We start from the raw sequence: 19,372 nt of genomic DNA, 5'->3' as shown, positions 1-19,372 counted from the left end.
CGGATTTGTTATCAGTTGCTGCTGCTGCTCCTGCGTTCGTTTTATACCACCCCCTTCTCCTTCATTACCCTGTTCAGCCATTTTAAAATGGCAAAAAGGAACAATGCCGCACCAAAAAGCAATACGAAATTCAACCAAAAATAGCTTTCTTTATTGGTATACTCATCCCATTTGCTGGAAAGGATACCGCTGAGCTTGTTGCCGATGGAGATGGCGAGGAACCAGCCGCCCATCATAAGGGAGGTAATACGCACCGGGCTTAATTTGGATACCAGCGACAATCCCATGGGGCTCAAAAAAAGTTCCCCGATGGTAATAATACCATAACTGCCCACCAGCCACCAGATGCTTACTTTTTCGGCGCCGTTGTTTCCGGCTTTCACCGCAAAGATCATCACGAGTACCGACATTGCTGAGACCAACAGGCCCAGGGCTATTTTGGACGGCGTGGAGGGCTCTTTTCCTTTCCGGCGAAGCCAGGTAAAAAAGGCCACCAGCAGGGGGGTGAGTACGATCACCCAGAATGGGTTGATGGACTGCGACAGGGATGGAGCCCAGGCCTTCACCTGGTCTCCCTCTTTCAGCGGGGTTTCCGCGAGGTTCATGTTTTTGAAATAAGAGGGGTAGTCCAGTCCTTTTACCTCTGTTCCGTTCTCTTTTATTTTCCGGAACTGGTTATCAAGCAGGGTAACTGAATCTTTTTTATACGGGATGGTTTCTGTGAGTTTCAGCGCATTCAGGACCGTTCCCGTGGTACCGTCTACATGCCGCTCTGTGTACCGGCTGGCCCAGGTGTTAAGGGCGGAGCCGTTCTGTTTGAAGATGGCCCAGAATAAGATCACTACCGCGAAGATCGAAAGCAGTGCCGCCATGGGGCGCCGCTCTTCTTTCGGGCTCCGGAGCAGGAGGGCAATAAAGAATACGGCAACCGGGACGCAGGCAAAGATGAATGCATCTGTGCTGCTGCTGTCGAAAATAGCCCCGTCTGCACCCTTTATCAGGTAGCCGACCGCTCCAAAGACCAGGGCAGGCAATACGACCAGCCCGAATATTTTGCTCATGGACATATCACCCTGTTTCAGTGGTTTCCGGGTATCGAATGATTTGTAGTGCCGCATACCGATAACGAAGATGATCACACCCAGGAACATGCCTACACCGGCGGCAATAAAGGCGGCGCCCCAGCCAATGGTGGTATAAAGGGCCGCCCCGAAGAAATTACAAATGAAGGCACCGAGATTGATCCCCATATAAAAGATATTATACCCTTCATCTTTTTTATCCTGGTATTCGGGAGTGGAATATACATTGCCCAGCAGGGTGGAGATATTGGGTTTGAAGAACCCGTTGCCGATAATGATCAGGGTCATGGCCAGGTACAGCATGGGTACGGAGCGTACACTCATCAGGCAGTAACCCACCCCCATCAGCAGCCCGCCGATGATAATGGCATTGCAATAGCCCATTTTACGGTCGGCCAGTAATCCGCCGAGGAAGGGGGTAAAATAGATCAGCGCGATAAAGGTGCCATAAAGGGAGGCGGACTCTTTTTCGTCCATGCCAAAGCCGCCGGTGGCATCTTTCAGGTAAAACGTAAAAATGCCCAGTAACAGATAGAAGCCAAAGCGCTCCCACATCTCACTAAAAAATAAAAAAGGCAGCGCCCGGGGATGTCTTTTCCACATGACCAATTTGTTTCAGGGTCGAAAGATAACAAATGATCGTTTATAAAATAAAAAAAACACGCAGTAAGGGACGGCGTGTTTTTAAGACAGTTATTTGCCAAGCGGCGGATCAGGCCGAGCCCGTCCGTTCTTTTACGATCGCATTTAATGATTTGATCCGGGCGAAGATCCAGATGCCCCCGATAAAGGCAGCAATCGCGATGATCAGGAAGAAGATCTTCTTATCGGCAAAATGATCCCACTGGCTGGCCATTACACCGGCCACTTTTCCGCCCAGCGAGGTGGAGAGGAACCAGCCGCCCATCATCAGCGCGGTAAGCCGGGGAGGGGAGAGCTTGGATACGAACGACAGGCCGATCGGGCTCAGTAAGATCTCACTGATCGTAAATACAAAATAGGTGATAAACAGCCAGTAGGCCGCCGTTTTATTGGTGTAAACCGAAGGCACAGACATTACAGCAAATACCATCGCGAGGGCCGAAAGCCCGGAAATGAACAGGGCCAGGCCAAATTTTGCCGAAGTGGTGGGCTCACTGCGCCTTTTCCGGAGCCATACCAGCAGTCCCACCAGTATGGGGGTCAGTACGACTATAAAGAACGGATTGATCGACTGGAACAGTTCGGTATTGGCCAGCCGTTCAGTTTTTCCCTGCGGCCATTCGGATGGGGGTACATTATTATAATAAGGATCCGGTCCCTGTACCTGAACGATCCTTGTGGCGGAGTCTGCCAGGTTGCCGTTGGCCAGCAGCAGGTCCTTGCCTTTTACGGCCTGTATAGCCGAGCTGGTATCGGTTACAGGAACCAACCGGGCATCCACCTTATCTGTCTGGCGCAGGCTATCTGTTACTTTTTCAAGAAAACCCAGTTTTCCCGCAACCTGTTCGGTAGTGCCACTTACCTTACGGTCCGTATAGGTCTGCGCCCAGATGGTGAGACCGGTAGAGTTCTGGTTATAGATCGTCCAGAAAATAATGGAGATGGCAAAGATGAACAGTAAGGCCCCGATCGACCGTTTATCGGATCCAGCTGCTTTGCGCCAAATGTTGACATAAAAGATGATCACGGGCACACAGGCAAACATAAAGGCGTCGTTGGTATCAGAACCAAACAGGTTCCCGGGAATGATCCAGCCAATGACCGCTGCTACGATTGCGGGTAAAAATACGTACAGCATGATCTTGGACATCGGCATGTCTTCTTTTTCCAGGGGCTTTTTAATATCGCCTTCTTTTACATGCTTCAATTGTGTGGCCAGCCAGATCAGGCCAAGGATCAACCCTACGCCTGCGGCTGCAAAGGCATAGCCCCAGCCATAGGTATTGCGCAGGTAAGCTGCCGCAAAATTGCAGAAAAGGGCGCCGATGTTTACACCCATATAGAAAATATTGTAAGCATTATCTTTTAATGGCTTCAGCTCTTCCCTGTTATAAATATTGCCAAGAATGGTGGAAATATTGGGTTTGAAGAAGCCATTGCCGATACAGATCAGCCCCAGTGAAACGAACATGGCTGTATCGCCGGGTATCGCCAGCCCGATATAGCCGGCTGCCAGCAGGATACCGCCTAAAAAAATAGACCGGATATAACCGAGATACCGGTCGGCCAGCAGTCCCCCGATAAAGGGCGTTAAATACACTAATGCAATAAAGGTGCCCACAATGTCGGCACCCGTTTTATTATCAAATCCTTTTCCACCCGTTTTATTATCGGTAAGATAGAGGAACAAAATTCCAACCATCAAATAGTATCCGAAACGCTCCCACATTTCGGTAATAAATAACACAAACAGCGAGCGGTGATGTTTCGCTTTGGCGGGTACTTGAGTCATATATTCTATTTAAAAATTACCGGCCAAAGTACAGAAAAATCCGGAATCACCTTTTTTTTTCATTTTATAGCTATCTTTCCGCTCTTAATATTGATCAAAAGCGAAAAAATGAAAATACTGGTCTTAGGAAGCGGGGGAAGGGAACATGCTTTAGCCTGGAATATGCAGCAGCGGGGCAATCATGAATTGTTTATTGCCCCCGGAAACCCTGGAACGGCGGCGCTGGGAACCAATGTGAATCTGGGAGTGAATGATTTTGCAGGGATTGGCTCGTTTTGCCGGGAAAACGGTATCGAAATGGTGGTGGTAGGGCCGGAAGAACCCCTGGTGAAAGGGATCCGGGATTTTTTCCTGGAGGATGAGATGTTGAAAACCATATCGTTGATCGGGCCCTCGCAGTATGGGGCACAGCTGGAAGGCAGTAAGGCTTTTGCAAAGGCGTTTATGGAACGGCACCAGATTCCTACGGCTGCTTACAGAGAGTTTACCGAAGCAAATTTTGAAGAAGGGGTCCGGTACCTGGAGGCACATGCGTTACCGGTGGTTTTAAAGGCCGATGGGTTGGCGGCGGGTAAAGGCGTGGTGATCTGCCAGACCAACGAACAGGCAGTGGCGGAGTTTGAAGCCATGATCCAGGAGGCAAAATTTGGCGAGGCCAGCCGTAAAGTAGTGGTAGAGGAATTTTTATCGGGGATTGAAATGAGTGTGTTCCTGGTTACTGATGGAAAGGAATATGTGGTGCTGCCGCAGGCAAAAGATTATAAACGTATCGGGGAGAAGGATTCCGGTCTCAATACCGGGGGGATGGGCGCGGTGAGCCCGGTACCGTTTGCGGATGCTGCGTTTATGCAAAAAGTGACCGATCGCATTATTAAACCTACGGTTGATGGGTTAGCAAAGGAAAAGATCGATTATACCGGTTTTGTGTTTATTGGCCTTATTAAAGTGGGAGATGATCCGTTTGTGATCGAATACAACTGCCGCATGGGGGATCCCGAAACAGAAGTGGTGATGCCCCGGTTGAAAAATGATATTGCTGCCGTATGTAAAGCGGCTGCAGAACACCGGCTTGCTGAAATTACGATCGAGGAAGATCCGCGCACTGCGGTAACTGTAATGGCGGTGAGCGGGGGCTACCCGGGCGATTACGACAAGGGATTTAAAATAACCGGGCTGGATCAATCCCTAAATGATGCGATCCTGTTTCAGGCGGGTACAAAGGCGGTAGATGGGCAGGTGGTAACCAGTGGCGGGCGGGTACTTTGTGCCACGGCATTTGGTGCTACGGTTGCGGAAGCGGTGGACCACTCGAAGGCCATCCTGGAACAGATCCGTTTTGACGGTATGTATTATCGCCGGGATATCGGGTATGAGTTTGTATAACGCAGTAATGAAGCGGTATTCAGAGGATTCAGCTTTAATTTTAAAAATATAGTAACCATGAAAATTTAAAATCCGATTTTAAATTTTCATGGTTATATTTTAGGTAATTCCTGTTCCAGAAAATGCTTTAAACCACAATGAATACTGGCCTGCCTGCCAGGGTATGCTTCTCCATAAGGAGCAATAACAAAACGTTTTGCAGGGTTTAATGTATCAATACTTTCATAAAAACCGCGCGAAGGTTGCGCGCTGGCGCTTACTTTAATTTCAATGGCTACATAGGGTTTATTCTTTTTTACGAGCAGCAGATCCAGTTCCGCCCCGTTATGTGTACGGTAGAAGAACGGCGAGAGGGCAGGAGGAAGCACCTGTATGATCTGTTCAATAGCATATCCTTCCCAGGAAGCACCAATCAACACATTTCCTCTTAGCTCATCCATAGTATGGATCTGTGCCAGCCGGTGCAGGAGCCCACTGTCACGAATATATACTTTCGGAGATTTTACCAGCCGTTTGTTCACGTTTGCAAACCAGGGTTGTAATTTTCTTACAAGATAGGCGCCCTCCAGGTAATCCAGGTAGCGATTTACCGTAGGGTTGGTTACGCCCAATGCCCGGGCAAAGTTTTCCGCGTTGAGCACGCCGCTGTTATTGTATGCCAGCATCTGCCAGAAATTACGCACCAGGGTTGTACTCAGGTTTACATGAAAAAATTGATTCAGGTCCCGCTCTATATAGCTTTTGATAAAATGATCCAGCCAATTGCGGGATTGTACCTCTGTTTTAGCCGTTAAAGCACCGGGAAAGCCACCCCGGAACCAATGCCGTTGCAATGAGATGCTGGCGGGCAGTTCAGAAAAACCGATAGGGGGCAGTTCGGTATAGGCAATGCGGCCGGCCAGTGATTCTGATACTCCCTTAATTAAGGCTGGTGAAGCGGACCCGGTAAGCAGGTAACGACCGGCTTTTCGTTTTTCATCAATAAGAGGGCGCAGGGTGCTAAAGAGAGCGGGCAGGTATTGCACTTCATCCAGCACCACCAGTTTATTGCTATGGAACCGGAGATAAGTTTCGGCATCGCTCAGTTTCAACTGGTCGGAGGGCTTTTCAATATCCAGGTAGATACATGCTTTACCGGTATGCCTGGCAAGGCGTTTTGCAAGAGTGGTTTTTCCTACCTGCCGGGGCCCTAAGATGGCTACAGCCGGGAACTGTTTGAGCAGCTTTAGGATTTCTGCCTCCAGGTTTCTTTGTATCATACTACAAATATAACCATGAAATTTGTAAATTTTATTTTAAGATTTCATGGTTATGTTTTTGTGTATATTTTGACGCTAATGATGGTTTAACAAAAAAATGATATTGCTGCCGGTGTGCCGGTTTGCGGTTAAACACCGGTATTCTGAAATCCTGTTTCGGGTGGGTACAAAGGAGGCTAATGGGGCAAGTTGCAGCTGGTGGCTGACAGGCGCTTGGTGCGGCGGTATTGGATGCGATGGTTTTGAAGCGTATGGAAATTTCAATTCCCCTTTTTTTAAATCCAGGCAGGGGGCAGGTCTTCTGGTATCCGGGAAGTACACTTTTTTAATGCTCCGTCTGTAGCTGGATTGACAGGGAACTTCCCTGTTTTACAAAAGAAGCAAGGTTGGTCTTTGTTTGCCCCGAAAACCGGCTAACCATCACTTCTGTTTTTTCAGGCCCTTTCCCTTACGGTTGCTGTCATTCCCATACGTATAGTCCAGGCTGTCATTGGGGGGCTATATATTTTTTGAACACTTGCTTGAATGTATCCCATCCGGATTTTTTTGAAGCCGGATGAAGGGGATCCAACCTGGCAAGGATTTCTGTTCATAGTTTTGCTTCCCTGGAAAAATAAATCTGCCATGATCATGTTGTAATAGGCAGTTGCCATGCATTGGCGGGGGTTATCGCGATTATGACTCGCTGGGAAAGACCTCCAATAAGGAGTGGGTACAGGCGATCAGGAATCATCCGGCTTCATGGGCTGGATTTTGCGGCGCTTACAGAAGTCAGCGTTAATCTCTATCCGCGCTACGCTTTTCAGAAAGTGTTGAAAAAAGACATTTACCAGGCCCGTATGGGATATACCCGGGAAGACATAACGAAACTGATAAAGATGTATATAAACGAACCCGATTACGCTACATGGGCACGTGATCCACGTTTGCCGCTTTATACATTTTACTACCCGATGATTGACGCGTTTGGAGGAAAGGTAATAAAGAAACTCAATGCCGCTTTACGGAAGATATACAACAGCATTATAGAGAAGCGTAGCAGAACTGGGTTTACAGAAGGAATGATGACGAGCGAAGAAATCAGTACTTTGTTTTATTATCCAGGACTGCCGGTAAAAACCAGGGGAGCTATTTTAATAAATTGAAGATACCGGTTTCTGATGATGCGAAAAAACAGGTTGCCGGCCTTCCTGTATGGATGCCGGACCTGCTTAAATAATTTTACGTTTTAGTGCTACATATCCATAAAGAACTGAACCCAGGGAGACGTGAGGCCAAAGCCTTTGAGCAGTTTGGAAGAGGTGGTATTAAATTCTTTGTTATTAACGACCGTACTTTTTCCGGGTTCAGGAAGTTTCCATTTATCAAAAGCCGTATCAAAACCCGTAACGCTGGTGGCAAAAATGGAAATATGCTGATGGGGAACAGCGATGCCCAGGATCATGCCCGGTAACCCGTTATATGCTTCCGGGCCGCCTTTGGTAAGGATTTCATCGGTATAAAAAGCGACTACGTAAATGGAATCAAAAAACAACGCATTGGCCCGGTGACACTGGTACCCGGCTATTTCCCGGGTTTCGTCGGTCAGCTTCCATCTGATTTTTTTTACAGAGTCTTTGATGAAGAAATTTTTATCAAAAATGATCTTTTCCGAAACAGACTGGCCCGATTGAAAATTGCTGTATACCTTATTTTTATAGGCTGCAGGGATCTGAAACGTCTGGGAAAAGCCGATGTCCTTATTCACCGGTTCATACAGGCTATGCCCTCTGTCAAAGAACAATTGAAAACTATCCGTCCAGAATTGCGGAGCGCTCTGCCGGTATTTTTGCATAAAGCCGGGTATCTGGTCTTCCGGTACCTGTTTGGTTTCCTCCAGAAAAATTTTCATTGCAGCAAACGTGTTTACCTTACGCTCAAACGTGATTTTACCACTTTCCATAAACGCAGCATGCTGTGCATGAATGGTTACAGTGTAACATACTATTGTAACCAGCAGGAATATTTTTTTCATCTTTTATTGCTTAAGGTTATTGAATTTGGTGAAGCTCCAGGTAGCACCGATCATAAAGAAACGGCGTATGGTAGTATACCTGTTTTCTGTAAACAGGGTGTTGTTTGCTGTTCTGGAGTATCCGTTGTTTTGATTTAAAATGTCGTTACAGGAAACTTTAATGGTGAGCTGATCATTTTTCAGCAGGTTGTACCCAAGCCAGGCGTTCCAGATAAACCGGTCAAAGTTTTGGCCAAAGGTCTGGGTCTTTTGTTGCCAGAAATAGTTCCCGTCTGTATGCAGCTCCAGTTTTTTGAGAAAATAAACGGCAGCTGAAGGATACAGGTTGTAAGAGAAGTAGTTGTTCCTGATCTCAGGCTGAAGAGATGACTTGTTGAGGGTGTAACCGCCGGTTACGTATAGACCTACTCCGTATTTTTTTGTCTTTTCTTTCCCTGTGTACAGGGAAAGCGAATAGGTGGAATAGTTGAGCCTGTTTAAGGCACTGTTCATTTTGCTGTACATGGCGCCTCCGTTGGTAGCGAGCCCCCAGTTAAGGTACCATCCCTTGATCTGCCGGCCATAATAGACATTTACAGAATAATCGCTGTTGTTATTGCCGGTTAAATTTTCATATCGGTAGGTGTAAGCACCCGATGAAGGATCGAGTACGGATGCAATAATGATGGGATGGCTGGTAATGCTGGCACTTACATTGGCACCCATATAAGTTTGTCCCATGTTTTTTACCTGGTTATAATTGGATTTAACAGAATGGGTAAAACTGCTGTTAAGATCCGTATTGGATAAATACGTCACCAGCTGGCTGTTGTTGTAGCGGTAAGGCAGCAGTTGTGTTTTATCCGGGTTGGTATTGCTTCCGGAATATTCAAAATAGTAGTTTTTTAACTGAGTGGGACTGTAGCGCAGGCTGGCGGTGGGGGTCCAGTTTACAAAATTCCGCTTTAGTGCCACCGGCTGATAGAAATTGTCGATATCCAAATGGATGAACCGGACGTTGTTATTGGCCCTGATGATGAGTTTACGATATGTATAGTTAATACCCGCACCTCCCTGGTTGCTCCATTCAGTGGAATTAAGTTTTGTACTGAATAATGAGTCTACCTTTGTTTGCCCGGTACCGGTTGCCAGGTTGTAAGACCTTCGGTCTTCGTCGCTCTCATTGTTTCCCAGTTTATAATTTAGCAGAAGCGACAGTTTTTGAGACAAAGGTTCTGTGTAATTGACGGTTAAATTGTTGCCGCGCCAGGTGTTGTTCATCTGGCGGTGCAGGTTCAGCCCCCCGCTGCTATCCTGAACGTCGCTGGTATTGTAAAACCGGGTTTCAGAGCGGCTTAAGCCATCTGCCTGATCATCGGTAAAGCTATTGTTGAAGTAAAAGGAGAGGGTTCTTCCGTATTTTTTTAACTTCTTTTCCCAGGATAGGTTAATATTGGATGTTTTTATTTTATAATCGCTATTTGATGAGCTTTCCGTGGTATTGATCCTGCTATCGTCGGCCCTTCTGCTTTCTGATAACGCGGATGACGCATTTTTTGAGTCGCCTGTATAACCGTCTGCATAAACGGTAACGGTGGAGGTGGTATCAAATTTGTGAATATATTTGGCATTAGCCCGGTGGTTTTCATTGCGGCTCTGGAAATGGCTGCTGGATTCACTCCGGATAAAGCCGGAGGGAAGGTTGTTTTGTGAGATGGTGGACTCATCGCCTTCCACATTCATAAAATTGTATTTATAATTCCCGTTGACAGACTCTTTATCCTGGTTCCATTTTTTATCATAGTGTGCTCCCCCTGATAAGGCCCTGGGAAGACCCTTGCCATCATAATTGCTGCTGCTTCTGTCATCGTCGCCGAGTTTTTGCTTGTCGGCAGAGCCCAGGCCAACGCGGCCAATATCACTGGTGGTTCCGTAAACGGACATCTTTCTTTTGCCTTTGAAGGCGTTGACCATTCCCTGCACGTTATAGTGCTGGTCAGTGCCTCCTCCGGCCTCTATCTTGCCGAAAACGCCATGGTTCTTATCTTCTTTTATTTTCAGGTTAATGGTTTTGTCCTTTATACCGTCGTCAATACCCGTAAATGCGGCGGCGTCTGATTTTTTATCGTATACCTGCACCTTGTCGATCATATCGGCCCTCAGGTTCCGGGTAACCAGGGTAGGGTCGTCTCCAAAAAACTCTTCACCATCCACCAGTACTTTCTTTACTTTCTGGCCCTGTGCGGTGATATTGCCGTATTGGTCTACCTGAAGCCCCGGCAATTGTTTTAAAAGGTCTTCCACCGTGGCATTGGGCTGCACTTTAAAGCTGTCTGCCGTATATTCGGTGGTATCCCCCTTTATTTTGATAGCGCTGGCCCTGGATTTAACCAGTACTTCCCGGAGCAGTTTTTCCTTGAGGATCATGTTTACCCTGTTCAAATTGAACAGATTGTTCTTTGCCTCCTGCATGGAAACCCGGTGTGCATAATCCGTATATTTCGGGTAACTGAAGAATAATACGTAACGGGCCGTATCGTTCATGTTCTGAAAGCTGAAGCGGCCCTCCTTATCGGCCCTGGTATCGGCCACAATAAAAGAGTCTTTGGCCTGTAGCAACACAACAGAAGCGTTACTAAGCCGTACATTGGCACTACTGTCCATTACAATGCCCGTTATGGTGGTCTTTTGGCCATAGGCGCAGTTCATAAGGAAAAGGGTCAGCAGTACAGATCCCAGGTATTTTTTAAGCATTTGACAGTCAATTTAATTTAAGCTATCTTATAGGTCGTATAAGTTTTAAAAAAGTTACAGTGATTTTCAGTTTTTTTTCAGATTTCTTCTTTTGCATATTCAAGGAGGTCTCCCGGCTGGCAATCCAATGCCCTGCAGATGGCCTCCAGCGTTTCTATGCGGATCGCTTTTGCCTTCCCGTTTTTTAATATGGAGAGGTTGGATAAGGTAATACCCACTTTTTCGCTCAGCTCGTTGAGCGACATTTTCCGGCGGGCCATCATGACGTCTAAATTGATAATGATGGGCATTCTTATGTGATTATATTGTTGATGATAAAAATGGGAGTATCAATGTTAAATAGTCAATTGCTGTTCTTCCTGGAGTTGTACGCCACGGGCATATATAAAGGTAATGACAAAAATGATCAGGCCGGTGATGAGATCTTCGCCAAAATTTATTTCGGGACGGAAATGCATGGCCGGAAATTCCTGATGGAGGAATGCACGCATTACAAAGTAATCAATAAGGCCAAGCAGATCACTGGCCATATACATGAATGCAAGAAGCCGGATGTATCGGGTTATTTTTGTATGGAAAAACGCGGTATTGCTGATCGTATCCAGGGTGCGCAGCAACAGCCAGAGTATGGAAAGACTGATTAAATAATACAAGGCCCTGATGAAAACCAGATAGTAGCCGGCAGGAGTATTGAAATTGGGCCGGAAAAAATAGGTGCTGATCTGCTGATAGCTGCCTGTATGCTGTTGATTGAAGGTTCCCCTACCCGTTACCTCTGAATCGAGCGAACGCACCTTTACAGCGTTTGAAATATTGAGCCCTTCATTAATATTGCCCCCGGATAGTCTCAGAACAGATACTGCAATAAAAAGGATAATGAACAGTAATAGCAGGTAAAAGCCAATGCGAACAATGATCTTTAAAATCTTAATAGCTGTTTGTAACTTCATTTTTTAGCAATTTTAGTTTGTAGATATTATACAGTGAGATCATTTTCCTGCTGTAGTCTAAAGCCTTTTTCAAATGCTTTGTACAACGAAAAGCAAATGATAGCGATTCCAAAGTTCCTGGCCTGGTCGTAGAATAACTCAGTCTTAAATTCTATATATTCATTAAAATAGGCATGAAAAATGAATCTGTAAGAATAATTAATGACGAGGATAAGCAGGGGCACGATGAGCGACACGAGCGCGATTCCCTTTAATCTGCGGATGTTTTTTCGTGTAAAGACTGCTCCTTTCGCTACTGATAAGAGAAACCCGGCAATGCCACCCACCATTACAAATAAGTAGGGCAGGAGGATTATAAAAATGTCAACGATAATGATCAGGACCCTGATCATTTTATATTGTGACCTGCTGACAGGGATCAGGATCTCCTTTTTGCCCGGGTCATATTTGAAGGAGACCGGCTTGTTTTTCCGGGTTCCCCATTTGCTTTGCGTATAATCAAAGACATTGATATGGGCCTGTTTGTTTTCGACAGAATAGATCACTGTGCCTCGTTTCCTATCTGCACTGGCCAGGTCCCAATACGGAAGTGCAAAAAAGTAATCAGGCTCTTTATCCGGATATTCATATCCCTTATACCTGCGGATCTCCGTATCGGTGTAAAAAGAACCCCGCACCAATTGGCCAAAAGGAGCGCCAATATCCCTCTGGAACTTTCCGTTTTTCAACTCTTCCACTCTTTTAAGACTGTCTTCCTGCTCCCGGCAGACCTGGCAGTTTGTTTTTGCCGGTGCAACAGGGGCTATGATTGCGCTCATATATGCTGAATCCGAAATCTGAATAGTTGGGCCCTTCCCACTCCTGAAAAGACCTTTAGGGATTAATAAATATAATCCTGCGGAACTAATAACAGCCAATAGCAGGATATTGATTATTTTATCGCTTGTTAGTCTCTTCATCTGCAAAAGTTTCTGCAATAGTAAGTCGCATTTATCATATTTCAAAATAAATTTATTGTAAATCAATAAATTTATTTTGAAAATCGATTTGTTTCAACGGCAGTATAAGACCGGCTGCGCTTTTGGATGCAGCCATCAATAACGGTTCGGGAGTGGGAACGGCAGTCTGGTCCGGGGCCACGGTATATTTTGACCCCGTCCCGTAATCATATAACGGTGGAATGTCATCTTCCGGAGATCGGGTGGCAATGCGCATCACAGGGGCTGCGATGAACAAAGAGGATTGTAACGAAAATGTTGGGAAGGGAGCGAGCCTTATATTACTGATCGATCACCCCCAGTTTTTTCATAAGGTAGGATGCGCTGAGTTTGGTACAAACGCCGTCTTTTAGCTTGTAATCAAAGATCAGTTCATCGTTGATGATCTCCGATTCAAAGGCCTTATTGGAAATATACTCCGGGTAATCCTGTATCAGGTCGGCCACCACTACATCGTGCGTGGCAATGATGCCGAAGGTGTTAAAGCCGGCCAGTTTCCGTATCAGGCCGATGGTGCCGTTCCGTTTGTCGTTGCTGTTAGTGCCGCGCAGGATCTCATCGAGGATCACAAACGTGTTGTTCCCTTTTCCGAGATGTTGTACAATGGTTTGCAGCCGCTTTAATTCCGCATAAAAGAAGGACTCGCTTTCCTGCAGCGAATCGGTAATGCGCATGCTTACGTATACGTCAAAAGGATAAAATACAAAGCGGGATGCGGTTACGGGTGCACCGCAGCGAGCCAGTACAAGGTTCATACCTACTGTACGTAAAAAGGTGCTCTTGCCGCTCATGTTGGAACCAGTCAGGATAATAAATTTCTGCTGTTGGAAGCTTACATCATTGCTGATCCTTTTTTCGGAGCGGATGAGAGGGTGCCCGAGATCCGTAGCCGACAGGGTGGGCTGTGCGTTTATTTCCGGAAAACAGTTGCCGGGATTGTTGAACGAAAAATTGCCCAGGCTGCTCAGGGCTTCAAAACGCGCCAACACTTCAAGCCAGTCGTGGATATGGGAGCCGTGTCGCTTTTTCCAGGTTCCCAGCCGGTACAGGATATGGATATGAAAAAGAAAAAGGCCGTTCAGTAAGATACTTACCAGCAGGTTGACGATGGACTCCAGGTATTCAAAAAGCGTAGCCAGCTTTTGTAGCTGCCTGGAGGCCCCCGGTGCATCTTTGGTTAATTGTTGCTGGTCGCTTTGCAGTAAGGATGATTGAAAAGATTGTGCTTCGATCAGCTGCAACTGATCCTTATAGGCAACAAGGATCTTGTTTACCGAAGAGGAAACGGTTAACTGGGCTGCGATCTTTTTTCCAAAAGAAAAGGCGATGACCAGGTTTAGGACGAATGAGCTGTATACGATCCGGAATACCTCGTTGCTGTCGGATACAAAGAAATAGTATAACAGGCTGCTAATGGTGATCAGCGGAAGCAGCATCAGGAGGCCATACAAAGGTTTGCTGATGCCGGTTTTCGCAGAGCGTACCCATTCCATCAACTGCTTCAGCTCTTTGTCCCTGTTTTTCTGCAAGCTTCCCTTTGCATACAACTGCTGTCGGAAATCGTTCATGGCAGCCAGCTCTTTCACTGCTTCCTGGCGCTGAACAATGGTTGCGGTATCCGGGTTCAGCAGCAGGCGGGCCAGTTCTTCCTGTCCAAAGGAAGTGCTGCAACGGTTCAGGTGCGCGTAAAGTCCGCCTTCGCCGAACAGGTCCAGGTCGTAGGAATAAGGGTGATGCGGCGCTTCGTATGCCTTGCCGTTGGGATAAGGAGATTGATTGGTCTCCAGGAACGCTATTTCATCGGTATTATATTGTGCCAGCGCTTTATAGTAGACTGTCTTTTGCAGCAGGCGATCGTACCATTTTACTACGATGATAAAGGCTGCAAAAAAGAACACAGCAGCTGCAATGGTGCCAGCAGCCCCCGTTTGGGTAGCGCGGTAAAGCAGGTAAATAAAAACGGCAAAAAGCACGAGCCGGGAGAAACTGAGCCATCCCAGCTTTTGCTGTAAAAGGCCCGCGTTTTTGGAAAACTGCTTTGCCCGTTCTTTATAAATTGTAGTATCCATAGAACGGTAAAAGTAAAGAAGATGCGCCAATGATGCGCAGTAACATTATGCAAACATATCTGATTTCAGCAATGACCGGTTCCGGAGGAACATTGCGTGTCTAGCAAATATGCTATATTGATGAACGAGGCTGTCTCAAAAGTCCGAGACAGCCTCTTTTTATTCGGTAAGGTGATGGAGCGTGAAGTCAAATACGCGATTTTCAGCGTCTTCAAAAACCTTTTGATACACCTTCGTGTTTGTTTGGTGCTGGCAATTTTAAACCGCTTCTACAGGAACCGGAATTCCCTGACGAACGCGTTTTAGCAGTCTCGTAACTGCTTATAGTGCCTGAGGATCTTGATCTGTGCTTTTTATTTTCCTTAATCCGGACGCGTTTGTCACGTGCCGTAACAGCACCCGGGTTTATTTTATTCAAAAATATCGCTCACGTTGAATTTCAGATCCGGGAACAACGCAGAACTGATCTCATCGCTTTCGATAAAGGGTTTTATACCCAGGAACTTTCCATCTTTTAGCAGATACACAAGAACCACTTTATCCTGTGGCTCCACGAGCCAGTATTCTTTTGCCGCTTTTTTGAGTCGGGCAAACGCACATCAAGAGGTGCTGTGAAAACTTTGCAGGGCTTTCCTTCAAAGTAGTTCCCGATTTTAAGTGTAAGCTTTAAGGAGGTGGATTGATGCTTCACTCCGGGCACCGGGCTCATTTTATGAATCCATCCTCTCAGAAGTTCTACTCTTTCCTGGAATTTCCACCGGAAATAATCGGCATAGGAATAACGCCGGGATAAGTCAAGCTGATCTAAGGAGGTGATGATTCCATAAGGAACAAAGGGTTCTTCTACTTTGTTTTCAGGGTCCATTACATGGCTTTCTCCTGTAAAGATATCTCTTTTAATTTATGGGGCATTTTTCGTGGTAGTTGATCAGTTCGATGGGCGCGGCTTCCATTTCAATACCCGAATATTTTTCAATGATCTCATCCAGCACTTCCCGGATGGCGGATTCTTCTGTAAGCCGCACCAGTTTGCTGCGGTATTCTTTGATATTGGGTAATCCTTTCAGGTAGTTGGCATAATGCCGGCGCATTTCATTGATACCAACAATGGGGCCCTTCCATTCCACGCTTTTTTGCAGGTGCTTGCGCACTACATTTACCCGCTCTTCCACCGTGGGGGGGGGCAGCAAAGCACCGGTCTGAACAAAATGCTTTATTTCCCGGAAGATCCAGGGGTAGCCAATGGCAGCCCGTCCGATCATGATGCCGTCCACACCATAGCGGTTCTGGTATTCCAACGCTTTTTGAGGGCTGTCGATGTCGCCGTTGCCGAAAACAGGAATATGAATACGGGGATTGTTCTTTACTTTCCCGATCAGGGTCCAGTCGGCCTCACCTTTATACATCTGGCAGCGGGTACGGCCGTGGATGGCCAGTGCTTTGATGCCAACATCCTGCAGCCGTTCGGCCACTTCTTCGATGTTCAGCATACTATCGTCCCAGCCCAGGCGGGTTTTTACAGTTACCGGCAGGGAGGTAGACCTTACTACGGCATCGGTAAGCCGCACCATCAGGTCGATATCTTTCAAGACACCGGCTCCGGCACCTTTTAATGCCACTTTTTTTACAGGGCAACCAAAATTAATATCCAGGAGATCCGGTTGGGTGACATCCACAATTTTAGCAGCCATTGCCAGGCTTTCCTCATCGCCTCCGAAGATCTGGATGCCGATGGGGCGTTCATAGTCAAAAATATCCAGTTTCCTGCGGCTTTTGATGGCATCACGGATCAGGCCTTCACTGCTGATGAACTCGGTATACATGAGATCGGCACCGTTGTCTTTACATACGGCACGAAAAGGTGGATCGCTTACATCCTCCATGGGAGCGAGTAAAAGCGGGAAATCCGGCAGTGCTATGTTTCCTATGTTTACCATTTTTTAAGTTATCAGCCTTAAGCCATCAGCTATTAGCTGCCAGCTTTAGGCGTTCCGCTTGCAGAAATCAACTATTTTTGAGCCCGCAAAGGTACGATTTATTTTTTTGATGTTATGACGACTGATCTTTATAAGAAAGATATATCCTATACGGCCGGTTTTTTTATGTTGATCGCTTTTGGGGTAGGCGGTATGTTCCTGGCAGGCGCTATTGGCGGTGTCGCCTGGAACCTGATGACCGGAAAGGGGCTTGAAGAACTGGCCCAGGCTGTCGGAAACCCGGCCTATCTGAAGGAAATGCAATTGCTGCAGACCATCCAGGCCTTGCTTGGTTTTTTACTGCCTACTATTGTAACCGCCTCGTTCTTAAGCCATAAACCATTAAAACTGGTCGGTTTTAGTCAAAAAACAACAAACTGGCAGTTGTTCTATGCCATTGTGATCATCCTTTGCGGCCTGGGTGTAAGTGCCGGCCTGGGATACCTGAGTTACCAGTTGCCACTGCCGGCATCTTTGCGGCTGCGGTTCGATCAATGGGAGAACGTTTATGCTTCACAGGCTGCCGGACTGGTCAGCTTTAAAAGTATACCGGACCTGTTGATGTCGATAGTGGTGCTGGCCCTGATACCGGCTGTTTGCGAAGAAGCTTTTTTCCGGGGTGGCCTGCAGAATTTTATGTACCGGGGTAACCGGAACCTGTGGCTGTCGGTTATTGTGGTAAGCCTGATCTTTAGCGTGATCCATATGTCCGGATATGGATTTCTTTCCCGGCTGGCCCTCGGCATTATCCTGGGATTGATCTACCAGTTATCCGGCAATATCTGGCTGAGCATCCTGGCTCATTTTATCAACAATGCCCTGGCGGTTATTGTGATGTACACACAGGTGCAGTCCGGGAAGCCGATCGCGGAGGCGATGGCTGATAAGAGCGGCAGTTACCTGGGACTTGTTGCGGTTCCCCTGGTGGTTCTTCTTTTTGTGCGGATGAATAAGAAAATACAACAAACAAAAGCGGCTGATGGCATTTAACTGGAAAACATTCTGGACAAGAGCTTTTACGGCCCTCATCTTTGTGGCGGTAATGATGGCCGGGCTGCTTTATAATGAGTGGAGCTTTTTGCTGCTGATCAGCTGTATTCATTTTGGTTGCTGGTGGGAGTACCTGAAACTGAATGAAAAGATCTTTGGCACTGTTTTTCATCCCTATTTGAAACTGGGTTTCTGTTTAGCCGGGTTTCATTTGCTGCTGCTTTGCTGCGGGGCACTGCAATTGTTCGGGTATAGCCTGGCGTCCAGCTTTTCCCTGCCTTTTCTGCTGGCCGGGGTTGTGTTGCTGATAACCGGTATTTTTCAGCAACGTATCCATTTAAAGGCCCTTGGGGCCGCAGCATTGGGCCTGATCTATATCTCCCTGAGCTGGGCGTTGCTGCTCCGGCTGCGCTATACGGCTGATATCAATATTATGGAGGACGGGGCCCGGGAGGCTGCCTCCGGCTTTTTTATCCCCGTTTTGCTGATCGTGGCCATCTGGATCAATGATACCTGCGCTTATCTTGTGGGATCCATGATCGGGAAAACCCCTTTTTCCAAAATATCACCCAAGAAAACAATGGAGGGCACCATTGGAGGGATGCTGCTTTGTGTGGCGGCCATTACTTTCATATTGCAATACTGGTTTCATTGGCAGGTGCTGCTGGGTATTTCATTAATAGCGGCTATTGCCGGTACGGCCGGCGATCTGCTGGAGTCCAAGCTCAAACGCATGGCAGGGGTAAAGGACAGCGGCAGTATCATGCCCGGGCATGGCGGTTTTATGGACCGGTTTGATTCCCTGTTAGTGGCTATTCCGTTCGTGTGGCTGTTCCTTCAGTTTTTCAGATAACTGTTTTGGATGGCCAGCAATTATTGTTATGGATCGTTTGCTACATTATTTCCGGTCGTTGGTTCCGTTTTCGGATGAGAGCTGGCACCGTTTGCAGCCGGCGCTTTCAAAAGCGCATTTTGAAAAAGGGGCACCATTGCTAAAAGAAGGCCAGGCCTGCCGCGCACTCTACTTTATTGAAAAAGGCTATTGCAGAACTTATTATCAGGCAGATGGCCTGGAGAAAAATACCGGGTTTTTCTTCGAAAACGACATGGTAACCAATATCAGCAGTTTCGGAAGCGGGCAGCCTTCTGCCTATTTTATTGCAGCCGGGGAACCGCTGGATGTTATTGTTTTTGACCGATCGCTCCTGCAGGTGGCCAGTAAAACATCGCCGGAGATCGAAGCGCTGGGCCGGTCCTGCATCCGCCTGTTTGCGGCACGGCAGGAGGACTTTGCCAGTATCTTCCAGCTGTATACCGCAAAAAACCGGCTGGAATACCTGGAGCGTCATTACCCTTTTATGCTGCAACGTATCCCGCTCAGCCAACTGTCTTCTTTCCTGGGTGTGGCCCGCGAAACCCTGAGCCGCATACGAAGCCGGCGGCGGGCGGGTGATGCCGGTATTTTGTGATAATTGTCACATCTG

General features: G+C 47.0%; 17 protein-coding genes. 5 read left to right on the top strand and 12 right to left on the bottom strand.

The features are described 5' to 3' along the window. Nucleotides 1-41 precede the first annotated feature (41 nt). Together BLS44_RS17545 and BLS44_RS17540 are read right to left on the bottom strand one after the other, a co-directional pair. Entirely contained in the window at nucleotides 42-1,685 is a 1,644-nt protein-coding gene (locus BLS44_RS17545) for a peptide MFS transporter (RefSeq protein ID WP_090391523.1), read from the bottom strand. Between the two features lie 109 nt (nucleotides 1,686-1,794). Beyond that, entirely contained in the window at nucleotides 1,795-3,516 is a 1,722-nt protein-coding gene (locus BLS44_RS17540; protein ID WP_090391522.1) for a peptide MFS transporter, read from the bottom strand. A 108-nt stretch (nucleotides 3,517-3,624) separates the two neighbouring features. Between BLS44_RS17540 and purD the strand changes: the two genes are divergently transcribed. After that, nucleotides 3,625-4,899 carry a phosphoribosylamine--glycine ligase gene (gene purD / locus BLS44_RS17535; protein ID WP_090391566.1) on the top strand — a complete coding sequence of 425 codons (1,275 nt, stop codon included), beginning with the start codon at nucleotides 3,625-3,627 and terminating at the stop codon, nucleotides 4,897-4,899. Nucleotides 4,900-4,991: 92 nt separating this feature from the next. Here the strand turns inward: purD and BLS44_RS17530 are convergent, their stop codons facing one another. Then, complete coding sequence (locus tag BLS44_RS17530; RefSeq protein WP_090391521.1) at nucleotides 4,992-6,158, bottom strand: ATP-binding protein; 1,167 nt, start codon at nucleotides 6,156-6,158, stop codon at nucleotides 4,992-4,994. Nucleotides 6,159-6,835: 677 nt separating this feature from the next. On the opposite strand from BLS44_RS17530, the gene BLS44_RS17520 reads away from it, so the two are divergent. After that, entirely contained in the window at nucleotides 6,836-7,303 is a 468-nt protein-coding gene (locus tag BLS44_RS17520; RefSeq protein ID WP_176954463.1) for a hypothetical protein, read from the top strand. Between the two features lie 89 nt (nucleotides 7,304-7,392). Here the strand turns inward: BLS44_RS17520 and BLS44_RS17515 are convergent, their stop codons facing one another. From BLS44_RS17515 to dusB, 9 genes are all read right to left on the bottom strand, one after another. Then, on the bottom strand, nucleotides 7,393-8,172 hold the full coding sequence (locus BLS44_RS17515) for a GLPGLI family protein (protein WP_090391518.1): 780 nt from the start codon (nucleotides 8,170-8,172) through the stop codon (nucleotides 7,393-7,395). 3 nt (nucleotides 8,173-8,175) lie between these two features. Continuing rightward, nucleotides 8,176-10,905, bottom strand: a complete 2,730-nt coding sequence (locus BLS44_RS17510; protein ID WP_090391517.1) for a TonB-dependent receptor — start codon at nucleotides 10,903-10,905, stop codon at nucleotides 8,176-8,178. 77 nt (nucleotides 10,906-10,982) lie between these two features. Continuing rightward, on the bottom strand, nucleotides 10,983-11,195 hold the full coding sequence (locus BLS44_RS17505; protein WP_090391516.1) for a helix-turn-helix domain-containing protein: 213 nt from the start codon (nucleotides 11,193-11,195) through the stop codon (nucleotides 10,983-10,985). Nucleotides 11,196-11,240: 45 nt separating this feature from the next. Continuing rightward, nucleotides 11,241-11,855: a DUF2975 domain-containing protein gene (locus BLS44_RS17500; protein ID WP_090391515.1), complete on the bottom strand. Its 615-nt coding sequence runs from the start codon at nucleotides 11,853-11,855 to the stop codon at nucleotides 11,241-11,243. 26 nt (nucleotides 11,856-11,881) lie between these two features. Then, entirely contained in the window at nucleotides 11,882-12,673 is a 792-nt protein-coding gene (locus tag BLS44_RS17495; RefSeq protein ID WP_176954462.1) for a DUF2975 domain-containing protein, read from the bottom strand. A 461-nt stretch (nucleotides 12,674-13,134) separates the two neighbouring features. Then, a complete protein-coding gene (locus BLS44_RS17485; protein ID WP_090391512.1) occupies nucleotides 13,135-14,922 on the bottom strand; it encodes a MutS-related protein in 1,788 nt (595 codons plus the stop codon). A gap of 410 nt (nucleotides 14,923-15,332) precedes the next feature. Then, nucleotides 15,333-15,476 (bottom strand): hypothetical protein, encoded by a 144-nt coding sequence (locus BLS44_RS26825; protein WP_218127776.1) that lies wholly within the window; start codon nucleotides 15,474-15,476, stop codon nucleotides 15,333-15,335. Continuing rightward, nucleotides 15,437-15,631 carry a hypothetical protein gene (locus BLS44_RS27195; protein ID WP_394332472.1) on the bottom strand — a complete coding sequence of 65 codons (195 nt, stop codon included), beginning with the start codon at nucleotides 15,629-15,631 and terminating at the stop codon, nucleotides 15,437-15,439. Before BLS44_RS27195 ends, BLS44_RS26825 begins: the two co-directional genes overlap by 40 nt. Nucleotides 15,632-15,818: 187 nt before the next feature. Further along, the gene (dusB, locus tag BLS44_RS17470) at nucleotides 15,819-16,859 is read right to left on the bottom strand and encodes a tRNA dihydrouridine synthase DusB (RefSeq protein WP_090391510.1); all 1,041 of its coding nucleotides are present in this window, start codon (nucleotides 16,857-16,859) and stop codon (nucleotides 15,819-15,821) included. 114 nt (nucleotides 16,860-16,973) lie between these two features. On the opposite strand from dusB, the gene BLS44_RS17465 reads away from it, so the two are divergent. Genes BLS44_RS17465 through BLS44_RS17455 form a run of 3 tightly spaced genes read left to right on the top strand, consistent with a single transcriptional unit; the run spans nucleotide 16,974 to nucleotide 19,357 of the window. After that, nucleotides 16,974-17,888 (top strand): type II CAAX endopeptidase family protein, encoded by a 915-nt coding sequence (locus BLS44_RS17465; protein ID WP_090391509.1) that lies wholly within the window; start codon nucleotides 16,974-16,976, stop codon nucleotides 17,886-17,888. Continuing rightward, complete coding sequence (locus BLS44_RS17460) at nucleotides 17,878-18,741, top strand: phosphatidate cytidylyltransferase (protein WP_090391508.1); 864 nt, start codon at nucleotides 17,878-17,880, stop codon at nucleotides 18,739-18,741. The genes BLS44_RS17465 and BLS44_RS17460 overlap by 11 nt, the downstream gene beginning before the upstream one ends. A 28-nt stretch (nucleotides 18,742-18,769) precedes the next feature. Then, nucleotides 18,770-19,357: a Crp/Fnr family transcriptional regulator gene (locus BLS44_RS17455; RefSeq protein ID WP_090391507.1), complete on the top strand. Its 588-nt coding sequence runs from the start codon at nucleotides 18,770-18,772 to the stop codon at nucleotides 19,355-19,357. Nucleotides 19,358-19,372: the final 15 nt, after the last annotated feature.

It is taken from the genome of Niabella drilacis, assembly GCF_900101395.1.
Classification (GTDB): Bacteria; Bacteroidota; Bacteroidia; order Chitinophagales; family Chitinophagaceae; genus Niabella; species Niabella drilacis.
This window is presented reverse-complemented; position numbering and strand designations above follow the sequence as displayed.

Excerpts from the sequence above, each read along its gene's own strand:
- BLS44_RS17545 (WP_090391523.1), bottom strand. The coding sequence starts at position 1,685 with ATGTGGAAAAGACATCCCCGGGCGCTGCCTTTTTTATTTTTTAGTGAG.
- BLS44_RS17540 (WP_090391522.1), bottom strand. The coding sequence starts at position 3,516 with ATGACTCAAGTACCCGCCAAAGCGAAACATCACCGCTCGCTGTTTGTG.
- purD (WP_090391566.1), top strand. The coding sequence starts at position 3,625 with ATGAAAATACTGGTCTTAGGAAGCGGGGGAAGGGAACATGCTTTAGCC.
- BLS44_RS17530 (WP_090391521.1), bottom strand. The coding sequence starts at position 6,158 with ATGATACAAAGAAACCTGGAGGCAGAAATCCTAAAGCTGCTCAAACAG.
- BLS44_RS17520 (WP_176954463.1), top strand. The coding sequence starts at position 6,836 with ATGACTCGCTGGGAAAGACCTCCAATAAGGAGTGGGTACAGGCGATCA.
- BLS44_RS17515 (WP_090391518.1), bottom strand. The coding sequence starts at position 8,172 with ATGAAAAAAATATTCCTGCTGGTTACAATAGTATGTTACACTGTAACC.
- BLS44_RS17510 (WP_090391517.1), bottom strand. The coding sequence starts at position 10,905 with ATGCTTAAAAAATACCTGGGATCTGTACTGCTGACCCTTTTCCTTATG.
- BLS44_RS17505 (WP_090391516.1), bottom strand. The coding sequence starts at position 11,195 with ATGCCCATCATTATCAATTTAGACGTCATGATGGCCCGCCGGAAAATG.
- BLS44_RS17500 (WP_090391515.1), bottom strand. The coding sequence starts at position 11,855 with ATGAAGTTACAAACAGCTATTAAGATTTTAAAGATCATTGTTCGCATT.
- BLS44_RS17495 (WP_176954462.1), bottom strand. The coding sequence starts at position 12,673 with ATGAGCGCAATCATAGCCCCTGTTGCACCGGCAAAAACAAACTGCCAG.
- BLS44_RS17485 (WP_090391512.1), bottom strand. The coding sequence starts at position 14,922 with ATGGATACTACAATTTATAAAGAACGGGCAAAGCAGTTTTCCAAAAAC.
- BLS44_RS27195 (WP_394332472.1), bottom strand. The coding sequence starts at position 15,631 with ATGAGCCCGGTGCCCGGAGTGAAGCATCAATCCACCTCCTTAAAGCTT.
- dusB (WP_090391510.1), bottom strand. The coding sequence starts at position 16,859 with ATGGTAAACATAGGAAACATAGCACTGCCGGATTTCCCGCTTTTACTC.
- BLS44_RS17465 (WP_090391509.1), top strand. The coding sequence starts at position 16,974 with ATGACGACTGATCTTTATAAGAAAGATATATCCTATACGGCCGGTTTT.
- BLS44_RS17460 (WP_090391508.1), top strand. The coding sequence starts at position 17,878 with ATGGCATTTAACTGGAAAACATTCTGGACAAGAGCTTTTACGGCCCTC.
- BLS44_RS17455 (WP_090391507.1), top strand. The coding sequence starts at position 18,770 with ATGGATCGTTTGCTACATTATTTCCGGTCGTTGGTTCCGTTTTCGGAT.